This is a genomic window from Mesorhizobium carmichaelinearum (genome assembly GCF_900199455.1).
Taxonomy (GTDB): domain Bacteria; phylum Pseudomonadota; class Alphaproteobacteria; order Rhizobiales; family Rhizobiaceae; genus Mesorhizobium; species Mesorhizobium carmichaelinearum.
This window is the reverse complement of the sequence record NZ_FZQR01000017.1, coordinates 29,894-44,048: the sequence shown is the minus strand read 5'-3', so window position 1 is coordinate 44,048 and position 14,155 is coordinate 29,894. Positions and strand designations below refer to the sequence as shown.

The 14,155-nt window shown below is 59.1% G+C and carries 13 protein-coding genes and 6 pseudogenes; 13 read left to right on the top strand and 6 right to left on the bottom strand.

Annotated elements, in window-relative coordinates:
* Positions 1-184 precede the first annotated feature (184 nt).
* Positions 185-328, top strand: a pseudogene (locus tag CKW40_RS29970) (transposase); the annotation flags it as partial.
* 101 nt (positions 329-429) lie between these two features.
* On the opposite strand, the gene CKW40_RS29960 reads toward CKW40_RS29970, so the two are convergent.
* Entirely contained in the window at positions 430-1,041 is a 612-nt protein-coding gene (locus tag CKW40_RS29960; protein ID WP_095203405.1) for a TetR/AcrR family transcriptional regulator, read from the bottom strand.
* A 320-nt stretch (positions 1,042-1,361) separates the two neighbouring features.
* Between CKW40_RS29960 and CKW40_RS29955 the strand changes: the two genes are divergently transcribed.
* Positions 1,362-1,826 (top strand): DUF2306 domain-containing protein, encoded by a 465-nt coding sequence (locus CKW40_RS29955; protein ID WP_179298166.1) that lies wholly within the window; start codon positions 1,362-1,364, stop codon positions 1,824-1,826.
* A gap of 317 nt (positions 1,827-2,143) precedes the next feature.
* On the opposite strand, the gene istB is transcribed toward CKW40_RS29955, so the two are convergent.
* Entirely contained in the window at positions 2,144-2,914 is a 771-nt protein-coding gene (gene istB / locus CKW40_RS29950) for an IS21-like element helper ATPase IstB (RefSeq protein ID WP_095203403.1), read from the bottom strand.
* A gap of 22 nt (positions 2,915-2,936) precedes the next feature.
* A complete protein-coding gene (istA, locus tag CKW40_RS29945) occupies positions 2,937-4,478 on the bottom strand; it encodes an IS21 family transposase (RefSeq protein ID WP_095203402.1) in 1,542 nt (513 codons plus the stop codon).
* Positions 4,479-4,650: 172 nt separating this feature from the next.
* Here istA and CKW40_RS29940 point away from each other — a divergent pair, with 172 nt between their 5' ends.
* From CKW40_RS29940 to tnpB, 5 genes and pseudogenes are all read left to right on the top strand, one after another.
* On the top strand, positions 4,651-5,088 hold the full coding sequence (locus tag CKW40_RS29940) for an alpha/beta fold hydrolase (RefSeq protein WP_095203401.1): 438 nt from the start codon (positions 4,651-4,653) through the stop codon (positions 5,086-5,088).
* A gap of 14 nt (positions 5,089-5,102) precedes the next feature.
* Positions 5,103-5,363, top strand: a complete 261-nt coding sequence (locus tag CKW40_RS29935; protein WP_143748386.1) for a hypothetical protein — start codon at positions 5,103-5,105, stop codon at positions 5,361-5,363.
* Positions 5,364-5,414: 51 nt separating this feature from the next.
* A complete protein-coding gene (locus CKW40_RS29930) occupies positions 5,415-5,804 on the top strand; it encodes a CHASE3 domain-containing protein (RefSeq protein ID WP_095203399.1) in 390 nt (129 codons plus the stop codon).
* Positions 5,805-5,848: 44 nt separating this feature from the next.
* Positions 5,849-6,250 carry an IS66-like element accessory protein TnpA gene (gene tnpA, locus CKW40_RS29925; protein ID WP_095203398.1) on the top strand — a complete coding sequence of 134 codons (402 nt, stop codon included), beginning with the start codon at positions 5,849-5,851 and terminating at the stop codon, positions 6,248-6,250.
* A pseudogene (tnpB, locus tag CKW40_RS29920) lies at positions 6,247-6,384 on the top strand (IS66 family insertion sequence element accessory protein TnpB); the annotation flags it as partial. The gene tnpA and the pseudogene tnpB, both read left to right, overlap by 4 nt.
* Before the next feature lie 49 nt (positions 6,385-6,433).
* On the opposite strand, the pseudogene CKW40_RS43180 reads toward tnpB, so the two are convergent.
* Positions 6,434-6,508 (bottom strand): annotated as a pseudogene (locus CKW40_RS43180) (transposase); the annotation flags it as partial.
* A gap of 268 nt (positions 6,509-6,776) precedes the next feature.
* On the opposite strand from CKW40_RS43180, the gene CKW40_RS29915 reads away from it, so the two are divergent.
* From CKW40_RS29915 to CKW40_RS29895, 4 genes and pseudogenes are all read left to right on the top strand, one after another.
* The gene (locus CKW40_RS29915; RefSeq protein WP_027145347.1) at positions 6,777-6,986 is read left to right on the top strand and encodes a cold-shock protein; all 210 of its coding nucleotides are present in this window, start codon (positions 6,777-6,779) and stop codon (positions 6,984-6,986) included.
* 171 nt (positions 6,987-7,157) lie between these two features.
* A complete protein-coding gene (locus tag CKW40_RS29910) occupies positions 7,158-7,433 on the top strand; it encodes a hypothetical protein (RefSeq protein WP_095203468.1) in 276 nt (91 codons plus the stop codon).
* A gap of 65 nt (positions 7,434-7,498) precedes the next feature.
* Positions 7,499-7,837, top strand: a complete 339-nt coding sequence (locus CKW40_RS43970) for a hypothetical protein (RefSeq protein WP_179298165.1) — start codon at positions 7,499-7,501, stop codon at positions 7,835-7,837.
* Positions 7,838-8,282: 445 nt separating this feature from the next.
* A pseudogene (locus tag CKW40_RS29895) lies at positions 8,283-8,447 on the top strand (GlsB/YeaQ/YmgE family stress response membrane protein); the annotation flags it as partial.
* A gap of 1,653 nt (positions 8,448-10,100) precedes the next feature.
* On the opposite strand, the pseudogene CKW40_RS29880 reads toward CKW40_RS29895, so the two are convergent.
* Positions 10,101-11,158, bottom strand: a pseudogene (locus CKW40_RS29880) (YihY/virulence factor BrkB family protein).
* Between the two features lie 829 nt (positions 11,159-11,987).
* Complete coding sequence (locus CKW40_RS29875) at positions 11,988-12,548, bottom strand: ABC-type transport auxiliary lipoprotein family protein (protein ID WP_244571334.1); 561 nt, start codon at positions 12,546-12,548, stop codon at positions 11,988-11,990.
* A gap of 177 nt (positions 12,549-12,725) precedes the next feature.
* On the opposite strand from CKW40_RS29875, the pseudogene CKW40_RS44710 reads away from it, so the two are divergent.
* Positions 12,726-12,818 (top strand): annotated as a pseudogene (locus CKW40_RS44710) (DUF2062 domain-containing protein); the annotation flags it as partial.
* Between the two features lie 558 nt (positions 12,819-13,376).
* A complete protein-coding gene (locus tag CKW40_RS29855) occupies positions 13,377-13,772 on the top strand; it encodes a hypothetical protein (RefSeq protein WP_095203391.1) in 396 nt (131 codons plus the stop codon).
* Positions 13,773-14,155: the final 383 nt, after the last annotated feature.

Genomic DNA, 14,155 nt, shown 5'->3' with positions numbered 1-14,155 from the left:
CGCCGTCGGGGCGGTTTGGTTCGATAGGTGATCGGGCGAAGAAAGCCTGGAGATTGCGGGTCTGAAACTGTCGCAAGCGACTCGGCCAAAGTCCCGCGCGACTGTGATCTGATCCCCAGAAACTGGACCGTTCAGAATTGGAGTTTTCCGCTGTAGTTTCCCGGCTGGGAGAGGAGCGGAAGCGATGAAAGCATCGAAGTTTTCGGACGCGCAGAAGGCGTTCATTCTGAAGCAGGGAGCGGATGGGTTTCCTGTGGCGGAGATCTGCCGGAGGGCCGGGATCAGCCAGGCGACCTATTTCAACTGGAAGAAGAAATATGACGGGCTGGGTGGAAGCCGCTCTGCCTGCATCTCGGTGTGCCGGTGCCGGACCAGTGCTATCCCAATCGCAACAACACCAAAGACTTTCAGTCGGGTCTTGCTACAGAACTAGTCTTTCGCAGGCTCTTCGGCGGCCGTCACGACATCATCAATCAACGACTCAATCTCAATCCCCTTGGCCAGATCACCTGAAAGAAGCTGTTCGTGATCGAGCATGACTAGCCCATGAAGGGCGGCCCATACGCCGAGCGCCTTCTTCCGAGCCGAGCTGGGCGTCAGTGCCGAGGTGACCTTGGCTTCAAGAAGAGCGAAGCTGGCCAATGCCGCTTGGCTCAGGTCACTGTTCGGTACGGCGCAAGCTAGAAGTCTCGAACCGAACATCAGACGATAAAGGCCAATATGCTCGCGACCAAAACGTACATAGGCGCTTGCCATGGAAGCGAGGGCAGTTGATCCTTCCGCAGCTGCCGCTGCCTCGAGCGCCTTGGAAAAAGCATGGAAGCCTTCGACGGCAACGGCGGACAACAGCGCTTCGCGGTCGATAAAATGCCTGAAGGGTGCCGGCTGCGACACGCCCAGCGTATGAGCTAAGGCTTTGAGACTCACGCCTTCGGGTCCCAACCGCTCCACTTCCCGGAACGCGGCGTGGATCAATGCCGCGCGGAGGTCGCCGTGATGATACGGCCGTCCGACCCTGGACAGAGGCTTTTGCGAAGGCATGAATGTAATATCCTATAATTTTAGTTTGACGCCAGCACATTTTTGAGTGGATATTATATCCTATAACATAAGGAAAGGCGTCGACGACGGTTCGTTCGTCATACCCTACAGAGGAATCGAACATGCGCCCGACGCTTCAACAAGGATCCAGCCGTTTGGGCCTGCACCAAAAGAATCCCGTCGCTCGCGGAGCATGGGTCGCCCTTGCCATCGCTGCCACACTCGTTGGTTTGGCCTCCTTACGCTAAGCCCTACCGACTGTCCCCTTTCCGTTAGTGGAAAATTTCGTCACACACCGGACTGCGTTGGTCGTTCATGCTGTGTCGGCCTCGGTCGCACTTTTGATCGGGCCATGGCAGTTTTTGACAACCGTGCGTCAGCGGCGTCCGTGGCTGCATCGTTATGGCGGCCGAATTTATGCTGGGGCGGTGCTCATTGCCTGGTCAGCTTCGATCCCTGTCGCCTTGCATGCCGAGACCGGCAAAGTCGCCTCTATTGGTTTCTTAGCTCTCGGTGCACTCTGGATCGCAACCACAGCTATCGCCGTGGCTCTGATACTTCGTCGCCGGATCGCGCTGCATCGGCGTTGGATGATCCGGAGCTACGCCTTAACGACTGCGGCTATCACTCTCCGAATTTACCTCGGGCTGAGTGGCGTCCTGGATATTCCCTTTGTTGAGGCGTACCCCGTTATCGCTTGGCTCTGCTGGGTACCAAACTTGCTGTTTACCGAAATTGTCCTGCTCTACAGCAGCCAAAAGCAAGCCTGGTCTTTTGTAGCCTAAGCTTGATGACATGAGGATCTTTCAACGCCAATGCCGTGGGTGGATGGGTGCTAGCCGTGGCTCGGCGGTGCAGTCGAAGAAGGTCCCCATCTATCTGGCTAGCCGCCCATTGCTCCAAAAAATCATCTATGCACGGATGCGCGCCACGAGCGCGGAGCTTTCCGGTCCCGACCTTTGGGGGTAGAGTGTGTGTGCGGAATATCTCCGCGGCTATCGCGCGCGCCGGAAACTCTGCACTTGCGCGAAATTGCGCATTCCAGCGATCGTGGGCAGCCATTCCACGCCATGGTGGGCACGTGGAGTCTGACCGACGGTTGCTATGAGTTCACGGGATTCTTGTCGGCGTCAAGAGCCTGTTTGCCAGCGATTTTGCGCATGCTTTCGCCGGTCATGTTGAGGCGGTGAGCGTTGTGAACGAGCCGGTCGAGGATAGCGTCGGCGAGAGTGGGATCATCGCCGATGACTTCATGCCACTGATCGACCGGTACCTGGCTTGTGACGATGGTGGACGCCCGTCCGTTGCGGTCTTCGAGCATCTCCAGCAGATCGATGCGCTGGCTCTGGGTGAGGACCGAGATGCCCCAATCGTCCAAGATCAGGAGCTCGACGCGAGCGAGGGATTTGAGGAGGCGCGCGTGGCGACCATCGCCGCGTGCCAACGCCATGGCTTCGAACAGCCGCGGCACGCGCTGATAGGAGACCGAGCGTCCATCCCGGCAGGCCTTGTGGCCGAGGGCGCATGCAAGCCATGATTTTCCCACACCGCATGGGCCGCAGATCGCCAAGTTATTGTGGCGAGCGATCCAGTCGCCGGCGATGAGCCTGGCCAGGAGGGCCCGATCGATGCCGCGCGGGGTGCGCAGATCGATATCTTCGACGCAGGCATTCTGGCGCAGGGCGGCGAACTTGAGGCGGGTGGTCATGCGCTTGGTGTCGCGTTCCGCCGCTTCCCTGTCGGCCATGATGCCGACCCGCTCCTCGAAGGTCAGGGCCGCAAGATCGGGTGAGGTTCTCTGTTCCTCGAAGGCCTTGGCCATACCGGCCAGCCCCAGGGCGACGAGCCGTTCATGGGTGGGATGTACGAGCATTTTTCTCTCCTGTTGATGAGGGTCAGTGGAAGTAAGAGCGGCCACGAATGTTGGCGTGGCGCAGGGGCTTTGGTTCTGGCTCCGCGTCCGTGAAGGCACGATCCAGGCCGGTCTTGAGGATGGATCGGATGGAGCCGACAGAGCGGGCCTGGATGGTGTTGCCGCGTCGGCAGGCTGCTTCCAGCCGGACAGCGCCATAGGGCTTCTGCAGGGCCAGGATACCCATGCAGGTGCGGAAGCCCTGCTCGGGATGAGGCCGAGCGGCCATGATCGCCATGGTCAGGGCGGCCGTGGATGGGCCTATTTTCTCCGCGGCGGCGGTGATCCGGGCCGGCGTCCAGAAGGCGTGCCGCCGATGGGCGCTGGGCATATGATCGGCAAGCGTGGTGTGGTTGCGACGACCGGGTGACTTGGCGTGGCTAGCAACCCGTTCGCCCTTGTAGAAGGCCTCCACGGTCCGATCGGCGATGCGGACATCGACGAGTTCGCGGATCAGGCGGTAAGGCACGGAATACCAATTGCCGCTGGCCTCGACATGATAGTCGGGCGCCACCCGGCAGCGCTTCCACACAGCGAAGGCATAGGGTTCGGCCGGCAGCGGTCTCAGCGCCGGGGCGTCCACGGAGGCAAACAGTTCAGCTCGGCTCATGCCATAGGCCCGCATGATCCGCCCATTGAGATCGGCGACCAGTTCACCAATCGCCTGGTTGAGCTCGACCAGGCTGAAGAAGCGGTGATTACGAAGGCGCGCCAGCACCCATCTCTGGGCGATTTGCACCGAGACCTCGACTTTTGCCTTATCCCGAGCCCGATACGGCCTGGCTGCGAGGATGGTGGTGCCGTAGTGCCGGGCCATGTCCTGGTAGGTGCGGTTGATGCCGGGATCGTACCGATCTGGATTGGTCACAGCCGCTTTGAGATTGTCGCACACAGTGATGGCCGTCGCTCCGCCAAAAGAGGCGAACATGCCGACATGGCAGCCGATCCAGTCGGCGAGCCCTTCGCTGGGCCGGGCTTCAGCATATACATAGCTCGAGGCCCCCAACGCGCCGACGAACAGCTTCATCGCCTGGGCTTCACCCGTTATCGGGTCGATGACATCGATGGTGTCGCCAGCGTAATCGACGAAGACCTTCTCACCGGCGGCATGGCGCTGGCGCATCGTCGGCGACACACGCTGCTTCCAGGCCTCGTAGTGCTCGCAGAACCACGAATAACCGTAACCGCCCGGATGCTCGGTCCGATATTCCTGCCACAGCAAAGCGCGTGTCACCGCCGGGCGCCGCAGTTCACGATCGACATGGGCCCAGTCAGGCTCAGGGCTGCGATCCACTGCCGTCGCGGCTGGCTGGCCCGGAAACAGCCGTCGTTCCAGTGCTGTGTCGCTTATCGCCTCGGGCAACGGCCAGCCCAACCCAGCTGCCTGAGCCCGACGCAAGTAGTCGCCCACGGACCCTTTGCTGATGCCAAGCGAGGCAGAAATTACCCGGCTGCTTAGCCCACTCTCGTACTTCAGTCGCAATAGTTCGCGTATGCGGCGCATCGACAATCTTTCGGTCGGCATCTGGCTTCCTCGTTAAAAAACGAGACAAGCCATAGCTCGCTCAGACGGTCGGTCGAGGCTCCTTCACCCGCGCTTCAACGGTGCCCACGATCCCGTGGAATGGCTGCCCATGATGGCGCGGAATTCGCACGAAATTCAGTGCGTTCCGTGTATCGAGGGAAGCGGGCGACCGATGACAACCTTTGTTATGGTGCACGGCGCGAGGCATGGTGGGTGGTGTTGGCGCAAGGTCGCTCAGTCACTGAATGTGCTGGGCTCCGATTTGTATACCCCCACGCTTACCGGCCTCGGTGAGCGAGCACATCTCGCCTCTCCCGACATCGACCTGGAAACGCACATTTGCGATGTGCTTGGTTTGCTGGAGACCGAGGACTTGAAAGATGTTGTCTTGGTTGGACACAGTTACGCGGGAATCGTGGCCTCGGGAGCCGCGGACAGGGCGGTCGGCCGGATAGCGCGAGTTGTCTATCTCGACGCCATCGTTCCCCGCGACGGCCTGTACGACTGTGCATCGGCGCAGGCCAGGGACTATTTCGAGGAGCAGGCGCGGGTCGGGGTGAGGGCTGGCGCATCCCTGCCAGCGCGGCGACCGCGCAATTCCTCGGGTTGAAGGAGGAGAGGGACGTGAGTTGGGTAATGCCAAGGCTTACCGCGCACCCGATCCGCACCTTCAGGGAGCCGGTCAAACTGAGTGCGGGTTTCCCACAGGTGCCACGGACCTACGTCAATTGCATCGGCGATAAACCACTTGGCCAGCCAAAGAGCGCGCAAGCCGCTGATATCGAGGACTACCACGAGTTGCGGACGGGACACGACGCGATGGTGACCGCGCCAGACGATGTCGCCGAGTTGCTGAGCCGGATCGCGGAGGGCATCACCGCCTAGCCCGGGCATCGGCGGACGCGCAGCAATCTGTTAATCGGCTTTCTGGCCCTGATGGCCATTGTTGCGATGAACTTTTGGTTGGGCGAGAGGGCGCAATCCTATTTTGACGATGCCATCGCGGCGCGCGACACCCGGATCGCGGCAGTCGAATTGAGAAATGCCATGCAGACGGCAGAGTCCAGTCAGCGCGGCTTCATTATCACCGGAAACGAGATCTATCTCGCCCCTTATCAATCCGCAAAGACCCAGGCGCGGCGACATCTGCAGGCCTTGCAGACCCTCCTGCTTTCCTATCCCAATTCGGATTTGGCACTGCAGCGGCTATCCGCAATTCTCACCAGCAAGTTCGACGAGTTCGATCGAACGATAGCTCTCACGCGAGATCATCGTGACGACGACGTTCTGGCGTACCCCTCCGGTGAGTGCCGCCTTGTAGGCTGAGGGCGAACGTCGGAAGTCCTAGGGATAATCCTAGGAGTAGCTCTATGACGATGCCGCGGGTTGAGGTGATCACGTCGGTTGAGAGGCGCCGGCGCTGGTCGCTCGAGAAGAAGGAGCGTCTGGTCGCGGCCTCCTTCGAACCTGGAACCTCGACCTCGGAAGTCGCGAGATCGGCAGGCATTCACGTCAGCCAGCTCTTTCGGTGGCGCAAGGACCTGTGCGATCGGGTCGATGCCACTTCATCGCAATTGATCCCAGTCGAGATCGCTCCTGCTGTTGCCTCGCCAGCTGTTGAGGCGCCGACGCCATCGGTGTCTCCCGGTCGACGTCGCCGCAAGAGCGGCATCATCGAGATCGAGCTTGGCGGTGGGCAGCGGGTCCGGGTGGATCGTGATGTCGATGTCGAGGCGCTGCGGCGCGTTCTGGACGCGCTTGGGTCCCGATGATCCCGGTTCCGAGCGGCGTGCGGGTGTGGCTGGCGACCGGCCACACCGACATGAGGAAGGGCTTTCCGGGCTTGGCGCTGGTGGTGCAGGAGACGCTGAAGCGTGATCCGCACAATGGTCACCTGTTCGTCTTCCGCGGCCGGCGCGGCGATCTGATCAAGGTTCTGTGGCACGACGGCCAAGGTGCCTGCCTCGGCGAAGGTCTCCGGCTTCGGCGATGATCGTCAGTGCATTGATCGGTCCGATACCCGGGATTCTGCTACCAAGCAGTAGCCGCGAGGCCCATTACTGAATTGCAATAATCACGCGCGCAACAAGAAGTTGAAATGAGAATTTCCCAAACCGAAAGTTGACGCCGATATGGAGATAGGATAGGAAATAGCCCTGTCGATATTGCTTGCTGAGCTTTGGTTATCGCGCGTTTGGCACCGCGCCCTGAACGAACCTTCCCTTCAAAATCGTCATCGTCACGATCGGCAGCGCTGTCGCGTTGCCGGCGTTCAATATTGCTATGAAAGGGTTCATCATGACCACTGGCACAGTTAAATGGTTCAATTCCACCAAGGGCTTCGGCTTCATTCAGCCTGACAACGGCGGCGCCGACGCCTTCGTTCATATCTCTGCCGTCGAGCGTGCCGGAATGCGCGAAATCGTCGAAGGCCAGAAGATTGGCTACGAAATGGAGCGCGACAACAAGTCGGGCAAGATGTCTGCCTGCAACCTGCAGGCCGTTTGATCGGATCAGCTTTCCTTTGACCACGGATGTACTGGCACTGTTGAAAGCGTGAGACCAAGCGAGGTCAGGCAGAAATGCCTGACCTTTTTTATATCCGGCCGGCCCGACCGTTTTGGTTTGCGCGCGCATCGCCGCCGCTTGTCGATGGCAGTCAAGATCGAGGAGTTCTCGATGACCGAACAGACGAACGAGCTTCAGGCAATCAATACCGCCTGGCAAATAGCCATCCAGGAAATCCTGCGAATGGTCGTGCGGGATATGTATAGGACAGGCGACGAAGCCGTGTTCAAGTCGCATATCAAGCGCATAGAAGAGGCTGCGGTCGACAGCATCTACACGGGCCTGATGCTCCGAGGGACCGACGAATGGACGGAGCTTCTCGTCAAGGAGAAGGCCAGCAATTTCGTCACTACGCTTCTGACCTCCTTCACCTTCGATCGGGTCTGAGGCAAAGCCAGCCTTCGCACCCTGTGACCCCGTAGCGTCGGCCCGCAATGCTAGCCGGCCTGACCATGGGTGCAGAACTCCCAGCGCAACGCCGGATTCTGGATGCCATTCAAGCTGGCGGGGGGAGGAAGCTCATTTCATCCGCCTCTCTCGCCGGATGTGAGCTCGCAGTAAAAATCGCAAATCTGATCGGCGACTTCAACGGCTTCAAAGTCAGTCATGTTTCGAGGGCTTTCTGCGTATCGCCCAGATCGGGGCCGGAGCGCGCACAGCGCGGTTCATCGATGGATGTTAACGGCGTCGTCGAAACCATCACGGAGATCTATGCGGATGTAGCCGAAGATGACGGAAAATCGCTGCTCTCGTGCGGGCGATCGCCGATCTGCTCGGGGCAGCCATTTTAGGAAGGGATTTGCAATTCGTTCCATAGGCAGCAAGAGGGATGTCGAAATGCGCGAGTCCGGTCGCAAAGCGCAAATCGACAGCAAGGGACTCGATCACAAACTAGATTGCAAAGCTTTGCGGGACCATTCAAATGGACCTCCCGGCAGATGCTACCGGCCTTACGTCGGTTCATTGCAGCAACTGTGGTGTTTAGCTGGGCGATTGATGCGAACTGGTGGACGATTTTTACAAGCAAGCTGCGGGCGCTCAAGCCTTCGATTTGAAAGACGGGAACATTCTCAAGAAGTAGGCGCTCCTCCGAAGCTCCTCATTCGACCTCTCGGAATGCGTCGAACCACCAACGCGTCGTGGCTTTCATGGGGATAGAGGATCGGCTATGGAGTTAGTCGGCTAGTTTGCGGGCGCCCATCGCGTAGTAAAAAAGGAAGTCCTGGGAGGATCACCATGGATCTGTCGAACGAGAGCATAATTGTCATATTGGTGGTCGGCCTTGTCGCTGGATGGTTGGCTGGGAAGATCGTGCGGGGGGCCGGCTTTGGACTGATCGCGGACATAGTAATCGGGATCATTGGCGCGTTCATCGGAGATTGGCTGTTGCCCCGCTTAGAAGGCGCCAGCAGGACGGCGGAATTACCGCACGGCTGAAGAAGCCAGGCGAAAAATCGCAGCTGAAGCCAGGTATCGATCTTCTGTCGGTCGCGACGAGCAAAATGGATCGAACTCACCCAATCAGCCTGAAAGCTTCCACCGGATCGAGTACGGTTACTCCGAATTGGCAACCTGCCTCGTCGACCGCCGATTCTCTCCGGCCGCTGACCGACGCCGTCAAGCGGGAAGACATCAAATCCCCGTAGCCAGGCCTCCGCCCGTTCCTGACAGTGGCTTGGCCATAAGGGCGAAAGGCGGACTTGCCTGCCTCGCGTTCGACGCCCAGCAGGTCAAATTCGGCGATCGCATAACTCTTGATCTTCAGCCAGTTTGTGACGATCGCTACGGTATTTGCTAACGCGGCGCTTCGAGACCATGCCCTCGTTATCGCCTTGGGGTCGCCCGGCAGGGGCCGGCTGAATTGGAAGTGGCTGTCCGCAAACGCAAAATCCCTCCGACTGGAGCACAGCCATGCCGATGTTCCTAGGAAGCATTTTCGGCCTAAGAAGGAATGGCCCGCGCCTGTTGCACAGAGCGCGGGCCGACCAATGAGGGACGTTGGCCATGCGTGATCTCGTGCAAAAAACAGGAAAGCCGTGTAAGCTCATCACCCCGCTTTCAGGTCCAACCAAGTCAACCTCAATTACTTTATGCGTCTTTTTCTTAGCCCGAGGCTACCCACAGCGCAGAGCGGCGTCGTTGAGGGTTCGAATAAAAGGCGCTGCTCACGTAACCTTGTTGATATCGCTTCGCGCTCGGTGCGCTCTGCCTCGACGATCGCGCGGTACTCGCGATCGGCTCGCTCCAGCCTTTCCTTGTCAATCGGCGCTGGGTCAAGAAAGCTCACCATAGGAAGAATACGAACGCAGTCGCTCCCAGCACAAGGAGCGTATAGACGAACAGGAGCAAGTGGATGGGGAAAAAGTCATCGTCGTAGACGCTTCGGATTTGAAAGATCAGTCTGCGTTTGAGCACGTCAAGCACAAGAGGGGTGCCAGTCACAAGCCTGTCCTCTCGCGGCCTCCCGAGACCAGGAAATCTAGCAGTGCGGCGCGTGCCCATCAGAATCAATCGCGCTGATAGCTACAGGTTCCACCCTGCTATTAGGTTTTTTCGCCAAAGCTTGAGAGAGCAAGGGTGAGCCGCCTACGGGCAAGCAACAGCCTGCCCGGTGAGTTCAAGGAAATCACCGAATACCTGTGAACACGCCATGATGGAAACGTATGCGACTGGTTCGGGTTCGGTTCTATGACACAGGGCGTCGGCGGCCATCTAACCGGTTTGCAATGCTGTGTGACGGGAGCCGGTCTGCCGAAACCGAGCGGGACAGGGAGCCGGCAAGAACGGATTTGTGCGAGGTTTCGAAGGCGCGAGCCAAGGGTGTGATCCAGCTGTCAGGAGCGCTGACGCTTAGTTTGCGGCTTAGCAAACGGGTGTGTTGGCGGCCGGCAATTTCTGTTCTGGACGATCCCTGATCAGCACAGTTCACGAATTCTATTTGCCGGGCCGGTTTCAACGTGAGGCGGCACGAGCAGGCTGCATTGGCAATCCGATCTGGGTCAAGTACGACACATTGAGACCACCCGAACCTGCCGCGACGAGAGGGATTTGGCGTCACTCAGCGACCTTGCCGAGACTATCGGCAACCACCGCCCCTCGCTGGCCCATCGGCAATGGCGGCCCGGTGGTTGAATCGCGCGATGTCTGATGTTCCATTTCAGCGTTGATCGCGGCGCCGACAATGAGAATGACGACCGAAATCCAGGTCCACATCATTAAGCCGACCACGGCGCCTAATGATCCGTATGTTACGTTGTAGTTGGCGAAATGCTGCAGATAAAAAGAGAACAGCCACGACGCGACCAACCAGACCAGCGTTGCCATCACGGCACCCCAACTCAGCCAGCGCCATTTGGCTTTCGCCCGGCTCGGGCCGAACCGGTAAGTGAGCGATATCCCGGTGAGTACGGCCAGCATGAGAACCGGCCACCGCCCTAAAACGAAGAGCACTTCTGCCCATTCGTCGAGATACAGGTACGACAAGACGACGGGAACCACTCCGACGGCCAGGAGCAAAACGATGCCGATCATCAAGGCACCCATGGTGAAGCCAATCGACATGATGTTTAGTCTGAGAAAGCTGCGTTTTTCAGTCTCCGCGTAGGCGATGTTCATGGCGTCGAAAAGCGCTTTGATACCGCTGTTGGCGCTCCACAATGCAATAGACAGGCCGACGAAAAACCCACGCCAAGAGCGCTGGTGTTCTGATGTGCCAACGCTTGCAGTTGCTGACGAATGAGATCGAGTCCGGTCGAAGGAAGCAAGCCGGCGAGATAGGAAACGTGATCGGCTACGGTTACTGGATCGGCTACAAACCCGTATAAAGACATAAAGGCCGCTAAAGCCGGAAACAGAGCAAGCAGCAGGTAGAAAGTGGCACCAGCTGCGACGAGCAGCATGCGATCCTTGTTGAATTCCTCCCACACCCGCCAAGCGATATCCTTCCAACCTAGAGCAGGAATCTGGGATGGCCATTCAGCCTCCCTGCCTCGCTCTTGCCCGACCTCACCTGCAGTCGTTAAGCGAGCCTTGGACGAATTTGCCGCGTGGCGTTCCGCCTCCCTGTCAATAAGAGATTTGCCTTCTGTGTGCTCAGGTGGTTTTGCTGGCATTTCGAAAGTTCGCATCGTCCATTAATCGGAGTTTAATCATCGACATTGCACCGGCCTTAACGCAGATGGCGCGGTGACCGAATGGGAGGCTGCTAGGGTGTCCTGAATAATTTCCACTACGATGTAACGCGTCAAAATCCACCGAAGTTCCAGGAATGAGACGTGGGGTTCGATCCAGAACTTTCCGGCTCGGGTTTTGAGCTCAGTGCCCAATGATGTGGCTGTACCTTGATAGATGTGCCGCCAAGGCGGACGATAACCTAACTGGTCGAACGCATGGAGTGTCGCGGTGCTGGTAGCCTCAGCAAGAAAATCCGAAATCGGTCGCCGCGTTATCCCGGGCTTACGACTTACTCGGATGATGTGGAGTGCGACGAGCTTTGGAACATTAGTGGTTTTGGCTTGAGGTAGTTCTTCGGATGGCGCTTCTTGGCGTAGGAAGCGGGGCAAAGGAATCCATTGGCCGCTGTGCCATCGGGGCGGGGTCCTTGGAGCAGAAAGGGAGAGATGATGAATCGGATTATTTGGGTTGTTGGCGCTATCGTAATTGTCCTTTTTATCTTAGGCTTCCTAGGACTGCGATAACCCTGCAGGATACGCCGTCCGCGGCAGCGGTCACGCTGCACTTGACTTGCACCTCCTGGCAACGTCGCCTTTGGGGAGGGAAACCAGCTTTGTGCTTTCAAAGTCGCTGGCGTCTTCGGATTATTGGACCTTGGCGCAGCAGCACCTGACTCTCTGGCGAGTCTCAATTACCAATCCAGCTGCCCCATCCGCTCATACGACGCATATTTGCTTCGGACGCAGCCGCAAGCTTGGTTTATCCGGATCAGATCACCGTATCCGTCCAGCGCACGACATCCTTCACCGCGTCGCCGAAGGCGCTGTCCAGCGCGTTGACATAGGCCGGATTGCCACGGCCCGAGACAGGTGCCCAAGCGGTAAAACTCTTCGAGGCGCGCACCTCGCCGTTGCGGTCGTTCAGAATGCGTACGGACAAATTGACCTCGGCATGCTCGCCGCCATTGACGCGGACTTCGAAGGAGCGGATTTCGACGATCACCTGATAATCGATCGCCAGCCCCTCGCCCGGCTTGCCGACGCCGGTAAAGCTGCCGGAGCGCTGAAAAGTCTCGGCTAGTCGCGCCTGCACGATCAGCGGCAGCCGGTCGGCCCATTGCGCGCCCTTGAGATACTGGATCAAGCGATCAGACGGCTTGATGACGATGTTCTGGCTGTCCAGCGCCTTGAGCGCGGAAGGCTGGGCGATCAGGATCTGGCGGCGGCTGTGGCCATGCGCATCGATCGAGGGGGCGGACAGCTCGAACGTATTCAGCAGCGCGGGTTTGCCTCCCAACGCCGCGCAACCGGCGAGCGCAAGCAACGCCAAACTAGCTCTCAGGGCGTCCGATTTGACCCCAAGCGATTTCACACGCAATTACCCTTATTCCCAATACTTCTAAACCTGACAAACCGGAACAAAGCAACACAGCCCGCGTTTTTTCTGCCTACTGCGATTACATTCCGACGGACAAGTCCCGCAGCGTTGGCGGAGTTAGGAACGAGAGTGCTCTTTCGACGCCGGAACCCTGATGGTTTCTTCGAGCGCTTACGCACTTATATGTGGCCGCGCAGTTCCTTCTCGCGCTCGCTCCAGTACGCCCGGCAGCAACGGCTGTGACTATCGCGTTATTCAGGATGTGAAGGGCTATCCTACGGAGGCGCTTCCGGTTCCGGCTCCCGGCTTCGTCGACTGCGCCAGCCTCCAGCATCAGGCCTACGGTCACGGGGTCGACTTCCAGCGGCAGGACGATGCTGCCTTTGATTTCTCGCTGTTTCAGGCGGTCCTGGCGCTCTCGACACAACCGCCGTCTGCGCTCGTCGCGCTCTTCAGCGGTGCCAGTCGGGTCGACGTCCGCGGCGTCGCTCAGTGGCTATCTCGTCGGGTCGCGAGTTCATCCTCAGCCGCCCCGCGATGCGGCACCCAATTCGCCAGACATGCGGGAACGATATCGGCCGCCATGTGTTAGAATCTAATGGACACGACGGAACCCCACGGTCACGGGATGGCGGCCGATAATGCCGAGCAGCACATCAAACGGGCCGAGCTCGCGCTTAAACACTCGGAAGAAATGCTTGCCGAGAATCTCACTTTGTGCAGCCGGATACGAACCGCGGTCGAGGCCGCGGACAGATCGATCCTACCAGGACGACTTGAATGACCATGATGATCCCGACATTTCCGCTGAACCCCGAAATCGCCCGAAGCGGCCCGATCTATCGCGCGGCCCGGCTCGCGCTGCTGAGGCATGAACTCATGCTGAGCTTCAAGGACACCGACGCCGCCGCCCAGAAGGTCGAGCGAGCGGTGGCGAAGTTGTCCAAAGCAAATGCCGGCGAAACAATCTGCGCGAGGGGTCTTTGGGACGAGAGGACGTTGTTGGAAATCCGAAGGATGGTCACAGAAATGTCGGCAGCGCTGCTCGCCAGGCGTGCGGCTGCTCAACCCACTACTGCCAACTCGATCCGAACCTCGCTCGCCTACGTACCGATCAGGCGCCCAATAGGTCCGTATAAGCCGAAACCGCCGATCCGGCCCTGTAGCAACATGTAGCGCGGCGCTCATTCGTCACGCCCGCCCGGCCACCGGCGCCAATATTCCCGCTCATAGGCACCGGCCACGATGTCGAGAGTTATCGAGGCTCGGCATCCACCGCGGTATGCTCGGCCAAGAACCGGGCCACGACCCTGACGTGTCGACGAGCTGGTAAATCGAGCCGAAGGAGCGGGCTGGAACAGAACTCGTATAGCTTCGGCATTAATGTATTTAGCCGCCAAGCGGCTGACTTCAGCGGAGCAAGTGGTCCAGGCGGTGCAGGTGGGTATGGCGGCAATGGAGGCGCTTCGGGGCTATTGCACCGGCCGGGGGCCGTCTGGCGGTCAAGGGCGGCAGGGAATGCCTGGCCCCCCGGGCGCCAACAGCAAGCCTGGGAAGGA